Source organism: Flavobacterium sandaracinum (assembly GCF_004349135.1).
In the GTDB taxonomy this organism is placed as follows: domain Bacteria; phylum Bacteroidota; class Bacteroidia; order Flavobacteriales; family Flavobacteriaceae; genus Flavobacterium; species Flavobacterium sandaracinum.
In genome coordinates this window covers 164,146-182,014 of record NZ_SMFN01000005.1, presented here as the reverse complement: position 1 = coordinate 182,014, position 17,869 = coordinate 164,146, and the positions used below count along the sequence as shown (strand labels likewise).

Genomic DNA, 17,869 nt, shown 5'->3' with positions numbered 1-17,869 from the left:
CTATTTATTTAAAACTTGAATACCATTTTGATTTTAATTCTTTTTCATTGTCCCCTAAAATTGCATCTATCGTATACTTCTTTGCCTCCGATCTTTTTAACTGATGCGACCAAGAGACTCTTTTATTAGGTTGAAAACCTACTCCAGTGCATTTATATTCAGCGTAAAAAGCAGTTTTTTCAGCCTCTGGCTTAGACCAATTGTGCCATCCCTCTGGCTTTATATGTTGTCCCATTTCGCAATTAATAAATGCTGTTTTTGCATAAATACGCCAAGGTCTTCCAAGATAGACCTCATCAACACCTTCACTAGCCGTCAGTTTACAATTTTTAAATACATAACCAAAAGAGGTGTTTTCTGGAGTAGAAGCAGCTGTTATATAGGAATTTTTTTTACTGTTAATTATACAATTTTCGAATAATACGGTAGCGTCTCCAAAAATAAAATCAGTTGTTCCTTCTATATAACAATCTTTAAAATAGTTTTTAGTCCCTTCACCCGAGGTATATAGTGTATCTTGATTTCCCAGTATAGAACAGTTTGTAATTACGACACGATTGGCATTCACGTTTAGTGCAACCGCTTGTCCTACCTCTCCCGATGAATTTTCGATGGTGAAATTTTTGGCAATAAAGTCATTCCCTTCGACTAAAACGGTATAAGTATGAAAAGTACTATTTCTGCCCATACCCACTTTATTAAAATAATCGTCATAGGTAATGATTGTCTTTTCACGACTTTCACCAACCATTGTTATTTTTGGATTCCAAGAATGAATTTTAACTTTTTCCTTATAAATTCCGTTTTTGACAAAAATGATAATTCTTTCATCTGGATACGCTTTTGCAGCATTTACAGCATCTTGAATTTTAATAAAATCACCACTTCCGTCTTGGGCAACCACTATATTGAACTCATTATTCGCTTTTTCACTTACAATTGAATTTTTTTTTTCCACTTATCGTATTGCTTCACTACTTCTTTAGGCTCATTTGTATACCATGCATATCCATTTCTACGTTCGCTGCCAATTTCAGATAGTGCATATTTTTTAATCCCATCTCTATCCGAAAAAAATGGTTTGTTGTCATCTAATTCCATAAAGCGCACCCATATTGCAGGTGCATTAGCATCTGGGACCATTTTCTTGTCCATTATTTTACCTTCTGCATTCAATATTCGATCTTCACGTAAACCATTTATTTTCACTTTTTCAAACCAAACTACTGCGCTATTTACCGCTGTAATTACTTCTTGTGAAGGATTTTCAATTGACATCAGTAATAGAACAATTTTTGCCGATTCTTTGCCGCTTAATGACGGTAATTCGTACGCTCTTGCCTTAGCAGGTTGCAGTGTTTTTGCATCATGCTGTGCACACCAACTAGTTAAAACTCCATTTTGCTTGTACTGTGTATTTACAATACAATCTATCCCTTTATTAAAAGAAAGAGCAACTTTTGCAATTGTTTCTTCTGAGGGTTGTATCGAATAAAAATCGGTTTTATCCTTAATTTCCTTTAGCACATTAAGAATGTTGACCATAGAATCATCATTGTAGGTGATATGAGTATAATAGCCCTTTTTTAACGGATAAAATTGCGGCCATCCTCCATTGTCATACTGGGCTTCTAAAATATAATCCAATCCCAAAAGGAATGCCTTTTTATATCTTTCGTCCGGAACTTGTCTATACATTTTCGAAAGAAAAACCATTTCTTGATAAGTTGCCCCATTATCAGTAGTGATATCATGCATATCACTTTTAAGTTTAATTAACTCCTTTTTCTCCTCATCAGAAAGTGTTTTTTGCATCTGAATATTTTTTGCCCAACCTCCTATATTACGCTGGTAAAGCAAGACATTTTCGGCAATAGCTTTAGCTTCAGCAGAAGCAAACCATTTTCCTTCAGGCATTTCAGTAATACTCTTCCATGATTTGTCGTGAACTTGAGCTTGTAAACTAGTACAAGTAACACCAGCGAAAAATAAAAAAATTGCGACTTTCTTAAAATGATTCATTTTATTCTATTTTAATTGTTTTTATTAAATCTAATCCAATCAATTGCCAAACTTCCGGCATCGTTAACTTTCCCTTCTCTAAGAGCTGTAAAGCCTAATTTAGCACCAATCCATTTTCCTTCACGGGATTGAAAATCAACACCTATTGACTGAAACTTAGTTCCATCGGTACTATAAAAGAAACTACATCGTCCGCCCTCATGTACTTTCACCTGCAAATAGAATGTTTTAACTGTCAACTTCTCTCTTTTAGCTCCTATCTCTAGTGCCTTTTTATCCGCACTTTTACAGGTCACTTGGGAAATAAAAAGCGCCCCTTCTTGCTGCTCTACTTTAAGATAACTGTAATCCAACCCCATAACAACGAAACCAATACTTTCCCCATCAAAACGGGAGTTAAAGGTCATCTTTGCTGTAGCGGTAAACTCATTTGCAGGGAATTTTTGCAGTAGCATATTCGGCACATCAAATAAATTCACAGCTTTTTCTGGTAAAGGACGACAAAATAGCGTGTAATGTCCGTTTGTTCCTGGTAGTCCCCAATACACTTGTGGGTTAGCCTGCCATTGCCATTGCAAACCTAATGATGGACTATTAAATTCGTCTGAATCAGGCGGAGTGGTTAAAGGATAAATTTTTCCAATATTAGGTTTTTTATGACTAGCAACAGGTTCTCCTATTCCGTTTTTATCTTCATCGGCACCTATGACAGGCCAATTATCTACCCATTTCATTGGCTGTAAATGGACAATTCGCCCATATGCCCCTTTATCCTGGAAATGAAAAAACCAGTCTTCACCAGTTTGTGTTTTTACCCAAGCCCCTTGATGAGGACCATTGACACTTGTTTTACCCTGTTCCAATACTTTCCTTTTTTCGTAAGGACCATATATATTCTTTGATCGCAAAACGGTTTGCCATCCTGTGGCCACTCCTCCCGCTGGAGCAAACAGGTAATAAAATCCATTACGTTTGTAAAATTTTGGTCCCTCAATAGTGCCTTCATTTTCATGTCCGTCAATAATCATTGCATCATCATTATTGGCCAAAGTCCCTTCTGAATTCAGCGTACATAATACCAAAAGACTTTTGATTCCAGCCCTGCTTCCTGCAAAGGCATAAGCAAGATATACCGTACCGTCCTCATCCCACAACGGTGTTGGATCTATAATTCCCTTTCCTTCTTTAACAAGAATTGGAGTTGACCACAATCCTTTTGGATCTTTGGTTTTAACCATATAAATACCATAATCTGGATCCGGATAATAAATATAAAACATTTCATCATGATAGCGAATGCAAGGTGCCCAAACACCATTCCCATGTTGTGGCTTGTCATAAACATCAAATGGACTTTGTTTTTGAAGTGCATAATTAACCAACTCCCAATTGACCAGATCTTTAGAGTGTAAAATTGGTAAGCCTGGAATGCAATTAAACGAGGAAGCGGTCATATAATAGTCATCACCGACTCTGATCACATCGGGGTCAGAGTAATCAGCATGTAAAATGGGATTTTTATACGTTCCGTCACCATTGTCAGCCACCCATACTTTTGAATAATTCTTTTCATCGTTTATTTGAGCACTCATACCTTGACTACTGGCAACTAATAATACGATATATACTTTCAAAAATCTCATTTGTATTTTTTTAAAACTACCTGTTCAACTCTAATGCAGCTAATATAAAAGGTCCGGTAGCTTTTGGGTCGTTGTCTTTTTTTCTTTCGTTTACATAATATTCAAAAGAGCCATCACGATATGGATTACCTCCTAAACCTGCTACGGCGCAAGCTTGCGTAATAGTAACTTCACCATTTTGACCAACCTTAATTAAGTGCTTTGTCATACCGCAAAATGCTTTTTTCGCTGCAGTTTTGAATTTCTTTGGCAAGTACCCTTTGTTTACTCCTTTTGCAAAAGCATACGTAAACATTGCAGTTCCTGATGCTTCCAAGTAGTTTCCACCTACAGCACCTTTGTCAGTAACTTGATACCAAAGTCCCGATTTATCCTGAAACTTCACTAAAGCATTGGCTAATTGATTTAAGTAACCCACTAATTCTTTTTGCTGGGGATGTTCTTTTGGAAAATAATCCAATACATCGACAAGAGCCATTGCATACCAACCCAAAGAACGGGACCAAAAATTAGGAGAAGTTCCGGTTGTTTTATTTGCCCATGGCATTTGTTTGCTCTCATCCCAACCGTGATAAAACAATCCTGTCTTTGAATCACGAGCGTTTTTCTGAATCAATTCAAATTGTTTGGCCACATCATCCAAGTTTTTTCCGTCTTCGAAGGTTACGGTGTATTGCGCATAAAAAGGTGCTCCCATATACAAGCCATCCAGCCACATCTGGTTGGGATAGATTTTCTTGTGCCAAAAACCGCCACTCGCTGTTCTTGGTTGCTCCTCAATTTGCTTTCGCAGTGTTTGAAGTGCTTTTAAGTATTTGGCCTCTTGGGTAGTTGTATATAAATCAAATAATAAACGACCGGCTACGACCATATCTATGTTGTAGGTATTAAATTTGTAAGTATCAATGGTACCATCTTCCTGAACCAGTTTATCTACGTATGTTTTACTATACGCACTGTATTTTTGGTTTGGATGTTTCTTGTTTAATTCATCAAAGGAGGTCAACACTAAACCATGCACATAATCCCATTTAGGAGTAGCAGCATTATCTATCATATAGGATTCTTTGTGTTGCATCATGATGGATAAAGCCATTCGCTCCGACCATTTTAATTTTTTCGAAATGGTTTGGCCCTTTTGTGCGTTCATTTGCAATGAAACAAAAGAGACTAAAAGGATTGCTATTAGTGGTTTCAATATGTTGTTTTTCATAATAGGGTTGTACTAATAAAGGATTACATTTTTCTTTTTTTATTCAAAAGGGCTAATTTTTCATCTAAGTAGTTCACGAAATCTTCTTTGGATTTAATCCCGTTTGCTTCTTGTTCCCATGCACCTAAAAAATAAAAAGAAATAGGTTTTGTTGTCGGTTTAAAAACCAAAAGGTGGTCAAATTCAGCATCCACTTCAGATTCAATGGTTTTAATTTCATAGAAAATAGCCATCCCCAATTTATCTGGCACCAAAGTCTGTGTGCCATAAGTAGCTAGGTACGCCCATTTTTTGTTTTGACTTGTTTTTTTAAGTACGTCGGTGTTTATTTGTTTTACAATTCCGGTACAAATCCCAGCAATTGGTTGTGAGGCTTGAATAGTATGCTTAGTATAACGCTGATCAGGATTAATAGTCAATTCTGAAGTGAAATCAATTTTATCTGAAGCTGATTTCCATCCATAATAATTAATTTTCACACCGGAAGATTTGGCTTTGTTTTGTACTTTGGCAATGGTCGAATCCACTTCATAAAAGTGTAATCTTTGTTTGTTTAAATACCGATCGATGGACCCAATTCCGATTCCTTTTCCGGCTTTCAAAATATCCGAGCCCCAATCGCTCATTTCGTGGTAAGAATCAAAACCATCCTGACCGACTTTCGGAAGAATGATCTCTTCGGTTTTTTTTCCAAAAATATCAATAGCATTTCTCCAGTCCAGATACAAGCGATAGCCTATTTTATTGCTTTCCCAACCCGGACCTTCATATCGAATATCAAACGAATGATCCGTATGTTCCGGAGCTAATTTAAGTTTTTGAACATTTTTGAAAGTCCCACCAATGTATTTTCGACCTTCCCATTTGCCACCTTCCTTTACGGAGATTTCAGCATAAGATTTAGCCGTATTAATATCGTATTTATCTTGTGCTTTACAACTGGAAAGCCCTAATACAAGTGCTAGTGTCAATGTTTCTAATACTTTCATTGTGTTTTTTTAAAAATTATGTCTAAAAATTGTGTCACGTAGGCAACAGTTTGGTCAAACCAAGGTTCAAATAACCAAAAAGAATGAGGTGAGTCTGAAATAGTTTTTACTTCAGAGTAAATGTTGTTTTTATTTAAAATCGCGATCATGTCGTCCCTCCCTGCATGAAATCGATCAAAACTACTGTTTATAAACAACACCGGAGGACTGTTCTTACCCGCATGATGTAAAGCCGACGCATTATTCCAGTTTTCTGATTTTTCTTGATAGGTCCCTCCCAACCATAAACCAGCCATTTCGCCCTCTGCTGATTCTGGATGTTTGAATGCTAAAATACCATCAATATCAATCACAGCTTGAATAGTTGTAAAAGTTTTAGGCACACTATTTCCTTCCTCAAACTTTTTATTTCCATTTGTAGTTCCAACTAAAGCAGCCATTTGTCCACCGGAGGAACAGCCTAAAACAGCAACTCTTGTTGTATCTACGTTAAATTTAACCGCGTTTCTTTTCACGAATTGAATAGCACTTTTAATATCGAAAACCCCAGCAGGATATTGAGCCTCTGGCGATAGACGATATTCAATTGCAAAACAAGAATATCCTTTTGAAGCTATTGCTACTGCTAGTTGCTCCATCATTGATTTATCTCCAGACTTCCACCCTCCTCCATGGACTAGAATAACAGCTGGATTAACTTGATTCGATTTAACATAAAAAGCATCTAATGCTAAAGATCTTAAATCAATATTTTTATAGACGATTGCTCTTTCTTCAACTAGATTGCTTTGACTCTCTTTGGAAACAATTTGGATGAAAGGATATTTCTTTATTAGTTTCTTATAGGTACTAAATATGGTGTATGAGGTATCTTTTTGTACTTCATTTTGTGAAAACACAAAAAAACCATTTCCTAAAAAAAGAAAAACTAATATGCTCACCTTTAAAACAAAAAAAATAGTCTTCATAGCTACTAAAATTCAAATGCACCTATATCTGGAGCACTACCTTTAAATGGTGTACCAACATAAATCCCTTTATCTATCAAATCACTACCCGCATTAAGATTCATAAACGTTACATCAGGCAAACTACCATCTGCTTTTCTAGGCTGCATTAGTTGACCAGTAGCCGTACTTTTAAAATCAGAGGCATCAGCAACAATTCCGTTTTGCCAACTATTATTAGTAATATCCACTAGCGTAGCTAAAACTGATCCATAAGCTCCTAGCGAGCAGGTATTTTTAATAGTTAATTTAGTTAATGGATTTGTACTACTGAAAGAGTAATTTCTGCCATTATTGTATGCTGAACAATTATATATTTCTACCGTTCCTCTATTACTATTATGATCAAAACCATCTGCTACATTATCAACAGCTAGACAATTTTTATAAATAGCATTATGCTTTAGTAATTTATCATCACTGCCGCCCGTTTTGAAACCATTTCCATCTCCAGCGCCTTTCGTTCCGTTTTTTAAGTATCCATTTTTGATAGCCCAGCAGTTGGTGTAAGTTGTTGTAATATTATCGGCGCCCCTGAGGTAACCATCCCATCCATCATCCAGATTTTGCCAAGCTCTACAGCCAATAAATTTATTACCAGTTCCTGCCGTCAATTTACAAGCAAAACCATCAGCATTTTCAAGTGTTGAGTCGGCATTAAAAAAAGAATCACAGTTAAGAATTGTATTATTAGAAGCTCCTGAATCTAGTTGTAAGCCAGTATCTGCACATTCCGAAAAGGTACAAAACTCAATTAAGTTATTATTACCCTTAACTTGCATTCCGTTATCTCCTGCTTTAAAAATATCTATACCTTTTATATGCCAATAATTAGCTGTTAAAACAATTCCTTGATTAGAAGAATTCTCAGGCATAGCCGAGAAATCAAGTTTGGGTCTATTTTGATTTACTTGCCCTTTCAACGTAATTAATTTATCTGGGGTACCAGAAACGCCCAAACTAATTTTTGAATTCATAACATAGGTACCTTCATTCATTAGTATGGTTGAACCGCCTTGTACCTTTGCAATTGCAGCCATTAATTCTGCTACATTGCTAACGATATATTCATTAGTAGGTGAAGATGCAAAACTAGAAATTAATATATTTTTTGTTGCAATCACAGTATTTTGATCAATCGCCGTAGCCGAAATAGTTACCGTACCATTTTTCTTCGCAGTTACTAAACCAGTCGCTGATATAGTTGCGATTGTTACATCAGAAGAGTGCCACGCAACTGATTTATTGGTCGCATTTTCTGGTGTTATTTGTACATTTAATTGCATACTAGTTCCTGTTGTTATATTATCGCCGATAATCATCATGTTCTTGACATTTATCGCGCTCGCGACGGTGGCCGTTTCCTCTTTAGAGCAAGAATAACAACAAACAAGTAGTAAGATATAAAGTATTTTCATTTTAATTTCGATCTTAATTAATTTAACAATCAACTTAAAAAGTAGGCTCGTTAAAAAAACGAGCCTGTATAATCTGAAAAATAAATTTTATCTCCAAAATGGATCTCCAATTCCATTATCTATTAAGGTTTGATTCTGAATTTTAAAATTAGCAGCAGCAGCATTTACAAATTGTGGATTTGCTACTACACCTGATCCATCTGGTTTATTTCCAGAAATCGTAGTGTCCATAGTAAATGGTGCATTGAAGTAGTAATTAGAAGTGTAAGTAGGTATAGCAGTATTTGTCTGATTGGAGTAAATTGCACTAGTCTCTGCAACCAATGTGTTTTTTACAACCGATGCGTTACTTAAAGAACGAACATACAGCAATCGTTTTGGAGCAGTTGCTGGCACATTTGCTATGTTAGAAACGCTGTACAAAGTACATCTATCAATCAAAACATTAGTTGTCAATCCAGTACCTGAAAAAGTTCCGGCATCTACTCTTATAAAATCTCTACCCGCAGAGCAGTTATTAAAAGTCGACGTTTTTAAATTAACTGACCCTACAAAAGTAGCTCTAAAATCAATGAAATCAGCTCCTGCATTGGTATTAACATTTGTGATTTTACTGTTTTCGACAGTAACAGAATTTACTTTTGAACTTGCCATTGAAGCATAAACTAAGGATCGTTCATAATTTTTCACGTCGCAACCACTAATAACTAAATTTCCATAGGTTGAACCAGTGTTACCAATAGTCATTACAGCTGAATTAACACCTGTTATAGCTGTATCTCCATTTAAGTCTAAGTCAACTAAAGACACATCACCTGTTCCTGCACCAAGAGTGAATTTCAAATATACCTTTGGTTTGTCATAAGGATACAATCCTCTAATTGTGATTGATTTATTTAAAATTATTTCACCTACATACGCTTTATAATCTCCTGGAGACAAATACAATTCAGCACCTGCACTCGCTTCTGCAATTTTTGCTTTTAGGTCATCAGTTGGACTGATTAAAATACCATTTCCTATATCTACCAAAGTCTTAAAGCTTTTAAACCCTCTTTTTTTGGTCCCGTTAAATAAATCTACATTATAGGATGATTCGCCCACCAAACCTGTTACAGTTGCAACTCCAGCCACTTTTTCAGATGCTGAAATAACCTTGCGTATATTTCCCGGATTAACCACTAATTCAGTAACATTACTATTTGGTGCCCATCTAAAAGTGGCTTGCTTGGCTTGAATATCACCATCTTGAGAGGGTAAAAACAATTGTTCGGACAGTGTTGTAATTGTAACAATTGACCATTTTGAATCATCACGCCCTTCAGCGCTGATTGCTTTCACTCTTATTGAATAAACTGTTTCTCCCTCCAAGGCTACTTGAATAGGCAATTCAGTAGGTGCTACTTTAATTGTTTTAAATAGGGTTGCGAATGTAGCATCATCAGCACTAATTTCAACTTCATAAGAATCAATATTTTCCTTCACAGTCCAATTTAGCTCGACAGTAGTTTGATTTCTTACTCTAGCTGTAAGACTAATTGGCGCAAAAGCTCTACTCACTTCAAGTCCATCTATTAACTCCTCACCATATCCTGTGCAGCCTATCACTAGAGAAGATAACAGGAGCAAAGCAACTAAACCTTTTATTTTAAATGTATTTTTCATAATCACAATTGAGTTAAATTATTTAAATTTTTAGTAGCCATAGTCGTTAACTAATTTTCCATTACTACCATCGATAAAGACCTGCCAAATAGGCCAAAACTGTCTGTTATCTGGATTAACTCCTGCTTTATATAAAGAATTAACCTTTGTGTCCACCAGAGACTGCCATGCAAATGAAGAATAGTCAGGACCTGGATTTATATTTTCGCCTCTATTCAAACCATAAATACTAAGAGATATATTATCTGCTTTAAATTTGAAATAAAGAGTAGTTGGGACGTCAGCATACTCACCAGTTCTGTTTTGTAAATTAGACATTTTAGCTTTGGCCTTTTCTAAATTAGTTTTCAGTAAATTCCAACGAATTAGTGCTTGTTTTCGCTCCATTTCACCGGTAAATTCAAACTTATGTTCCTCTACGATAGCATCAAACATTGCCTGCTTACTAGTCAATGCATTTACATAAGCATCAACTTTAATAGCTTGAACTGCAGGTGCAAAAGCTCTTCTGCGAATTTCTTTTAAATAAGGAGCGGCAGCAGCTGGTCCTTCTAATTCATTTGAGGCCTCTGCAGCAATAAAAAGAACTTCTGCAAAGCGCATATACATTTTATTAATTCCATCATCATTTGTTGATGTGATAAAACGTTTTGTCCACTCATAACGGTATTTACCAAAGTACCAAGTATCGGATCTACCCAATTCTTGCTTAGCGATACCATTTACGGCTGTACCATATCTGTAGGGCACACAGCTCACATCTCTGCGTGTATCTAATTCATCAAAATCATAAAAAACAGTTGGAAGTGGACCAGCTACACCACCACGATTATTGCCATTTGCATGAAATTGATTGCTAGTAGCATGACGCACAGCAAAAGTGAAAAGCATACGTCCTCTTCCATCTGCAAATGGAAGTTCCCATAGGGACTCGCCACCAGCTATGATATTTTCTTCATTGTATTTTTTCCATAAGGTCTCGAATGAGGATTCTAAACGAGCGGTTCCACTTTGTATAACATCAAGGCTTTCATCTAAGGCTAGCTTATACATTTTTGCAACAGAAAGGTCACTATCATTACTCCTACGCACACCGTCAGGATATTGTTGAAAACCACTTGCAGCCATAGCTAAACGAGCACGAAATCCTTTTACAAAGGCTTTGTTAATTCGCTCGACTGTTACAGTTGCAGGACTCTGTCCGGGCCATGATACTAAAGTTGCTGCTTCTTCCATATCTTGAATAAGTTGCTTGTAAATAACATCCCGACTTGACTTCGGTAAGTACAAAGTTTCTGAATTAATTGGCTCAAAACGTGCTGGCACATCTCCCCACGCCTTTATTAAATCGGCATAATAAATAGCGCGTAATGTTAGTGCTTCTCCTAGCAATTGACCTAGTTCTGTTCCAGGAGTTGGATTGCCGAACGTACGTAGTCCACGAATACAAATATTGGCACGTTCAATCCCTGAATACATCATGGCCCAGGCATTGTTCGTTGTATTCATATTTGTATTATTAGGTTTCGTGTCATAAACACACAAATCTGAATTATCCCCAGCCGTTTGAGAAGTATTGAACCACTCCGTATCAGTATTAAGTCCATAATATGGAAGAAATCTTCCTCGGTAAGAATTTGTTTCTGCAAAAGGTACTTTGATTCCGTCTATTGCCCCTTTGGCTAAGCCTGGAGTCGAAAAAATAATTGATTCATCCAATGTTGATATTGCAGGTGCCTCTAAAAAATCCTCGGTCAAATCGTCACAACCAGCAAATAAACCGGATGTAATTAATAGTATAATTAATATTTTATTTTTCATCTTTTGATACATTTTAAATTAAAAATTGAGGTTTAAACCAAAAACCAATTGTCTACTTCTTGGGAAAGGTGAATAATCAACACCGGGTGTCAGAGGTGTATTTCTTCTTGTAGACACTTCAGGATCAAGACCAGAATATTTAGTGATAATAAAAACATTATTAGCCGTAGAATATAATCTGAATTTAGAAATTCCATATTTAGAAATCCATTTATTTGGTAAAGTATACCCTAAGCTCAGCGTATTCAATCGGATAAAAGAGCCATCTTCAACAGCCCAATCACTAAAAACAAAGCGAGACATATAAGGGGACCACATTGTTGTATTCGCATTTAAAGCTGTCAATGATTCAGGGTCAGTTACTAATTGACCTGAAACAGGATCAAGATTTGTCCATCTATTACCATCGCCCATGATCGTGCTCAGGTTACGGTATTGTCCATTTGGATTGGAAGTCGTAAACTCAATTTTATTTGCATTATAAACATCATTTCCTACACTCCAGTTAAAAGCTGCTGAAAAGTCAAACCCATATGCATTAGCATTAATTATCATTCCCCCAGTATGCTTTGGATTTGCATTACCAATTATCGCGAGATCATTTGCATTCACAATACCATCCCCATCAATGTCTTTTAGTTTCATAGTCCCTGGCCTAACTGTCCCTAACACACTAGAACTATTTGCAACTCCTGATTTTAAAATATAGTTCCCTCCTATATAATCAAAATCAGATACTTCGTATCGACCATCACTTTTGTAACCAGACATCAGACCTATGGGCTGTCCTACATTTACAACAAAGTCGTTGCCAATTTGAGTTGAAGCCCAATTTGTATTTTGACCAAAATCATTTAATAAACCTAATGAATTGATTCTGTTTTTATTAATACCAATATTAAAAGAGAAATTTAAGCCATAATCCCCTCTATCTATTGCTACAATATTTGTAGAGGCTTCCAATCCTGTATTTTGAGTCTCACCCATATTTCTGTATTGAAAATCATACCCTGTACCAGGAACTGGGAAGCGAATCAAAAGATCCTTAGTAAGATTTTTATACAATTCAAATGTTCCACTTACTCGCCCTTTAAATAATTCATAGTCGATTCCTAAATTTTGTGTAACTGTGGTTTCCCATTTTAAATCAGGATTAGCTAAAGTCTTAGAGGCAGACCAATAATTAGTTACACCATTAATCCATGCTGATGTTGATGATTGGAAATTTTGAACAGTTTGTCCCGTTGGAATATTATTGTTTCCCGCCTCACCATAACTTAATCGAACTTTAAGTGAGTTCAGCCAAGAAATATCTTTCATGAATTCCTCTTCATTAATTTTCCATGCAGCAGCGGCAGCAGGAAAATAGCCCCAGCGATTATCTCCCAAAAATTTACTGGATCCATCAGCGCGATAAGTCGCCGTAAATAAATAACGATTTTTAATATCATAATTTACTCGACCAAAAAATGACAGTAATTTATCGTCTGGACTGTAATTATTATCAACTCCTTGAGGTATTCCTTGTGTAGTGAGATTCTTTGCTGTATTAAAATCAAAAAACTTGGGAAAGCCATGAATTGTACTTTCTATTTCATTTGATTTATAAGTGATCATTTCTTGCCCTAAGAGAACTTTTATTCTATGGTTTGCCCCTATAATGTTTTTAAAATCATAGTTAACAGTATTCGCATTTCTGAAGCGAAGATTATCACGGTTACTAATTATAAGCGCTGGATTTCCTTGATTAACTGCCGCAGGTATATTACTTACATAATAAGTTGAGCGACCTAAAAAGCGATAATCTTTATAGTTATAATTGTCTAGACCAAAATCAGATTTAAAAGTAAGATCTTCTAATACATCCCAAGAAAAACCACCTAACATATTAAAATTCTTTCTGGTCTGTAAGCGATCATTATCTGCAACCGAAACAAAAGGATTAACAAGATAACCTGCAACGGATTCATCAGTGTCATCAGTTGTAAGGCCAGGTAAAGGTATAGGTGAATACCCTACACTATGACGCAGTCTAGCATCTGCTGAGGAAATCTCATTTTGCTCGTTTACTCCTCCTCCATTAATTTCTGTATCTGAGTAACGCATAGTAAAAGATAAATTAATTTTATCACTTGCTTTATTTTTCAAACTCAACGATAAATTATTTCTCTTAAACTCAGAACCTACCATAATCGCTTTTTCGTCATAATTAGCATAATTAAAATTAAAGCTTAACTTTTCACTACCCCCACGGATTCCTAAATCACGGCTATTTACTTCTCCTAAGCGACCATAAATTTGCTTTTGCCAATTATTACCTTTAAGACCCTTGAACTGGTCAGAATCTTGCCACTGACCAAAATATCTTTCGTAAGAACTAACTTCATTATTCAATAAAGCATATTCATATTGCCATTTAACAAAGTCTTCCGGCTGTAAAACGTCAATTGTTTTTGCAATTTTCTTTACACCATAAAATGTATTAAAACTAACAGAGATCTTACCATCTGTACCTGTTTTCGTTGTCACTATTATAACTCCATTTGCTCCTCTAGAGCCATATATTGCAGTAGATGAAGCATCCTTTAACACTGTAACATTAGCAATATCAGATGAAGATATATCATTCAAACTATTTACTGGAAAACCATCAACAATAACCAATGGCGAACTATCTTGCGTCAAGGATCCACCACCTCTAATTCTAATTTTAATTTCGGAGTCTGGTGAACCTTCAGATGAAGTTACCTGTACACCAGCTAGTCTACCTGTTAAAGCCTCTGCTACATTTGAAATCGGATTTTTTTTCAAATCCTCTCCTGAAATAGAAGCAACTGACCCTGTTAAATCAGACTTGCGCGATGTCCCATAACCAATTACAACTACTTCATCGAGTTTATCCGTGGAATCTTGCAAAACGACACTTAAGGAGCCGTTTTGTCCAGCCGTTTTAGTTAATGTCTCATATCCTAAATAGGAAAAAAGCAGAACGCTATTTGAACTGGATACACGTATCGTGAATTTCCCATCAAAATCAGTAGTTACGACATTTTTAGTGCCTTTCTCCATAATATTAACCCCTGGAATTGGCATTTTGGATGCATCTGTGACCACACCTCCAACAGTAATCCCATTTTGGGCCCTCATTTCATTGCTCATAAATAAGCTAAGCAATAAAATAAAGGAAAAACAGATGTTTTTACCCTCTTTAAATAAATATTTTACAATCATGATTAATGGTTTATTGGTTTATTGGTTTAAAAATTAGTTAATAGTTGTATTAATTTGGGCTTTTCATCAGCGAACCGTTGATATAGGTATCAATAAATTTAAGTCCCTCAAGGTTTTCAATAGAATATGCTTCCTTAACCTTTGCAATTTTTACATTTTTTAAAGTAACATTTTTGATGGGTGATTCTTTGTAGCCTTTAGCCAATATTCCGAACCTTCCACCGTCTTTAACGGTTATATTTTCTAGAAAAATATTTTGTATTTGAGGGATAAATGTACCTGGTTTTGCGCCATAGACTTCATAAAACATATTCAATTTCAAAACAGCCTCTTTAACTTGACCTATTTCTAAATTCCTTACGTATACATTCTCTATAAGTCCCCCTCGATTTGAATTTGTTTTAATTCTAATCGCTCTGTCAAGGTTTGGACTGTCCATTATACAATTCTCAACAAAAACATTTCTTACTCCTCCCGAAATTTCACTTCCAATTACAACTCCGCCATGGCCGTCAATCATTTTGCAGTTTTGCACTACAATATTTTCACTTTTCATAGCAACACGTCTACCATCAGCATCTCTGCCTGATTTTATAGCGATGCAGTCATCTCCAGTATTAAAAATGCAGTTTTTTATGATTACATTTTTAGAATACTCCGGATCACATCCGTCATTGTTAGGACCGTGGCTCTCCACCGTTATTCCGTCAATTATGACATTCGATGATTTTATAGGATGAACAACCCAAAATGGCGCATTCACAATTTTCACATCCTTTAAGAGAACATTTTTACAATCAAAAAACTCTACAAAATTTGGTCTTAAATAATGTCCCTCTCCAAAAACACGTTCCGCAACAGGCACTCCTTCTTCAGCCATGGCAATAAGACGCAATCGATTGAGAGGATCATTCTGATTAGGCTTTCCTTCTTTCCAACCGTATTCCTTTTTAGAACACCACCACCACCAATTTTCATTATTGGCTTGGCCGTTTAATATTCCTTTTCCGGTTACCGCTACATTCGTTTTTTGGTAAGCATAAATTAAAGGAGAGTAATTCATTAATTCCGTTCCTTCCCATGAAGTATGCACGATTGGATAATCCGCTGAATTTGTACTAAACAAAATTTCAGCTCCTTCTTCTAAATGAAGGTTGACATTATCTTCTAAATGTATCGGCCCTGTTAAATATTTGCCTGCAGGAACCAAAACCTTACCGCCACCGTTTTTACTACAATCTTGAATTGCTTTTTTAAATGCTACAGTATTATCGAAAACACCTCCAGACTGCGCACCAAAATCGGAAACTAAATATGTAGTACCAATAAAAGAAGGGGTCTTTACATTATCCGTTATATTTTTCATCATTTTCCAAGGATTAGCAACCACAGTGGTTTTTGCCTGCTTTACTCCACAGGCCACAAAAAGCAATGAAAAAAGAAGAATAGGCAAAAGTCTGTTAGTTCTAAAAAATATTTTTTTTCTCATTTGATCGTATTTCAATTCCTTAAAATTTAGTTTGTTTTTCTCTACGCTTAGATTTAAAATTCAAATCATGCAATCGATTACACAAACGTAAATATTAATTTTCAATTTACCAAAATTAAATCTATAAAAATATTAGTAATATAAAAAATACCTTATATTTCTACACTTATTATAAAAAAATTGCACAATAAATAAATTATAATGATTGAATTTGTTGTTAAAACCCTGAAAAAACAGATTTAATACAATCGATAACATTAAATAAGATCTTAAGAAAAAAAGTATTAATTTTACAAAATAATAACAATTATTGATTTAAAATGAGTGAAAAAACAACCATTTACGATATTGCAAAAGAACTCAATATATCCGCCGCTACAGTCTCACGAGCTTTGAATAATAATCCCAAAATAAGTGAAAGTACTATTAAACTTGTAATGGATACGGCAGCTAAAATGAATTACAAACAAAATAGGCTAGCCGCAGCGCTACGAAGTGGAAAAAGTGGAAATATTGGCGTTATTGTTCCCCGCATCAACACCAATTTTTTTGGATCTGTCATCCGAGGGATTGAAGAGGAATTGCATCCAAACAAATACAATGTAATTATATGCCAAACACACGAAGATGAAAATAGGGAAATTGAGAATATCAACACGCTACTTGACGCACAAGTAGATGGTATCATGATCTCTATTACCAATGAATCTAAGAAGAATGAAAAAATCATTCATCGTGTTCTCGAAAAAAATGTTCCTTTAATCTTTTTTGATAGAAAAAAGAACATTGATGGTGTGAGTTCTATTACAATTGATGATTTTAAAGCGGGTTATATCGCCACAAAGCATCTGATTGATCAAGGTTGTAAAAAAATTGCCCATTTGTGCGGAGATCAATCCTTAGAAATATATGAAAACCGATTCAAAGGTTACCAAAAAGCTTTGCTTGATAGCGCAATACCATTTGATAACAAATATGTTATCCATTCTAAAAGTAATATTGAAGACGGTATAGCAGCAACTAACAAATTACTGCAATTAACCCCGCCACCCGACGCAATTTTTTCTGCAAGTGATTTTGCGGCATTGGGCGCCATACAAGAACTTAAAGCTCATGGAATTCAAATTCCGGAAGACTTTTGTGTGGTGGGATTTGGTAACGAACCCTTTACAAAATTTATGGAACTTTCCATTTCTACAATTGATCAATCTCCTCTCGAAATGGGAAAAATGACCGCTAAAGTATTTTTGGAACAAATGAACAATACGGAAGATTTTAAAATGGAAAAAAAGATTGTTCTGAATCCTATTCTGCACATTCGGAAATCATCATCTAGAAACGATCTCTAAAATAAAAAAGGGTGCAGTTTAA

General features: G+C 35.5%; 12 protein-coding genes. 1 reads left to right on the top strand and 11 read right to left on the bottom strand.

Annotation, left to right across the window (positions count from 1 at the left end; all coding sequences use genetic code 11):
• Nucleotides 1–4: 4 nt before the first annotated feature.
• The 11 genes from E0F91_RS17955 to E0F91_RS06240 form a co-directional block, all read right to left on the bottom strand.
• Nucleotides 5–958 (bottom strand): pectinesterase family protein, encoded by a 954-nt coding sequence (locus E0F91_RS17955; RefSeq protein WP_243698852.1) that lies wholly within the window; start codon nucleotides 956–958, stop codon nucleotides 5–7.
• On the bottom strand, nucleotides 934–2,022 hold the full coding sequence (pelA, locus tag E0F91_RS17950) for a pectate lyase (protein ID WP_243698851.1): 1,089 nt from the start codon (nucleotides 2,020–2,022) through the stop codon (nucleotides 934–936). The genes E0F91_RS17955 and pelA overlap by 25 nt, the downstream gene beginning before the upstream one ends.
• 11 nt (nucleotides 2,023–2,033) lie before the next feature.
• On the bottom strand, nucleotides 2,034–3,665 hold the full coding sequence (locus tag E0F91_RS06280) for a glycoside hydrolase family 43 protein (RefSeq protein ID WP_132065468.1): 1,632 nt from the start codon (nucleotides 3,663–3,665) through the stop codon (nucleotides 2,034–2,036).
• Nucleotides 3,666–3,681: 16 nt separating this feature from the next.
• The gene (locus tag E0F91_RS06275; protein ID WP_132065467.1) at nucleotides 3,682–4,878 is read right to left on the bottom strand and encodes a glycoside hydrolase family 88/105 protein; all 1,197 of its coding nucleotides are present in this window, start codon (nucleotides 4,876–4,878) and stop codon (nucleotides 3,682–3,684) included.
• A gap of 23 nt (nucleotides 4,879–4,901) precedes the next feature.
• On the bottom strand, nucleotides 4,902–5,867 hold the full coding sequence (locus E0F91_RS06270; protein WP_132065466.1) for a DUF4861 family protein: 966 nt from the start codon (nucleotides 5,865–5,867) through the stop codon (nucleotides 4,902–4,904).
• Complete coding sequence (locus E0F91_RS06265) at nucleotides 5,864–6,808, bottom strand: alpha/beta hydrolase (protein ID WP_243698850.1); 945 nt, start codon at nucleotides 6,806–6,808, stop codon at nucleotides 5,864–5,866. The genes E0F91_RS06270 and E0F91_RS06265 overlap by 4 nt, the downstream gene beginning before the upstream one ends.
• A 32-nt stretch (nucleotides 6,809–6,840) precedes the next feature.
• Nucleotides 6,841–8,292, bottom strand: coding sequence for a right-handed parallel beta-helix repeat-containing protein (locus tag E0F91_RS06260; RefSeq protein WP_132065464.1), 1,452 nt, complete (start codon nucleotides 8,290–8,292; stop codon nucleotides 6,841–6,843).
• 87 nt (nucleotides 8,293–8,379) lie between these two features.
• The gene (locus tag E0F91_RS06255) at nucleotides 8,380–9,957 is read right to left on the bottom strand and encodes a DUF5123 domain-containing protein (protein ID WP_132065463.1); all 1,578 of its coding nucleotides are present in this window, start codon (nucleotides 9,955–9,957) and stop codon (nucleotides 8,380–8,382) included.
• Between the two features lie 30 nt (nucleotides 9,958–9,987).
• The gene (locus E0F91_RS06250) at nucleotides 9,988–11,790 is read right to left on the bottom strand and encodes a RagB/SusD family nutrient uptake outer membrane protein (protein WP_341825468.1); all 1,803 of its coding nucleotides are present in this window, start codon (nucleotides 11,788–11,790) and stop codon (nucleotides 9,988–9,990) included.
• Between the two features lie 6 nt (nucleotides 11,791–11,796).
• A complete protein-coding gene (locus E0F91_RS06245; protein WP_243698849.1) occupies nucleotides 11,797–14,937 on the bottom strand; it encodes a SusC/RagA family TonB-linked outer membrane protein in 3,141 nt (1,046 codons plus the stop codon).
• 121 nt (nucleotides 14,938–15,058) lie between these two features.
• Nucleotides 15,059–16,498: a glycoside hydrolase family 28 protein gene (locus E0F91_RS06240; RefSeq protein WP_132065461.1), complete on the bottom strand. Its 1,440-nt coding sequence runs from the start codon at nucleotides 16,496–16,498 to the stop codon at nucleotides 15,059–15,061.
• Between the two features lie 320 nt (nucleotides 16,499–16,818).
• Between E0F91_RS06240 and E0F91_RS06235 the strand changes: the two genes are divergently transcribed.
• Entirely contained in the window at nucleotides 16,819–17,847 is a 1,029-nt protein-coding gene (locus E0F91_RS06235; protein WP_132065460.1) for a LacI family DNA-binding transcriptional regulator, read from the top strand.
• Nucleotides 17,848–17,869 lie beyond the last annotated feature (22 nt).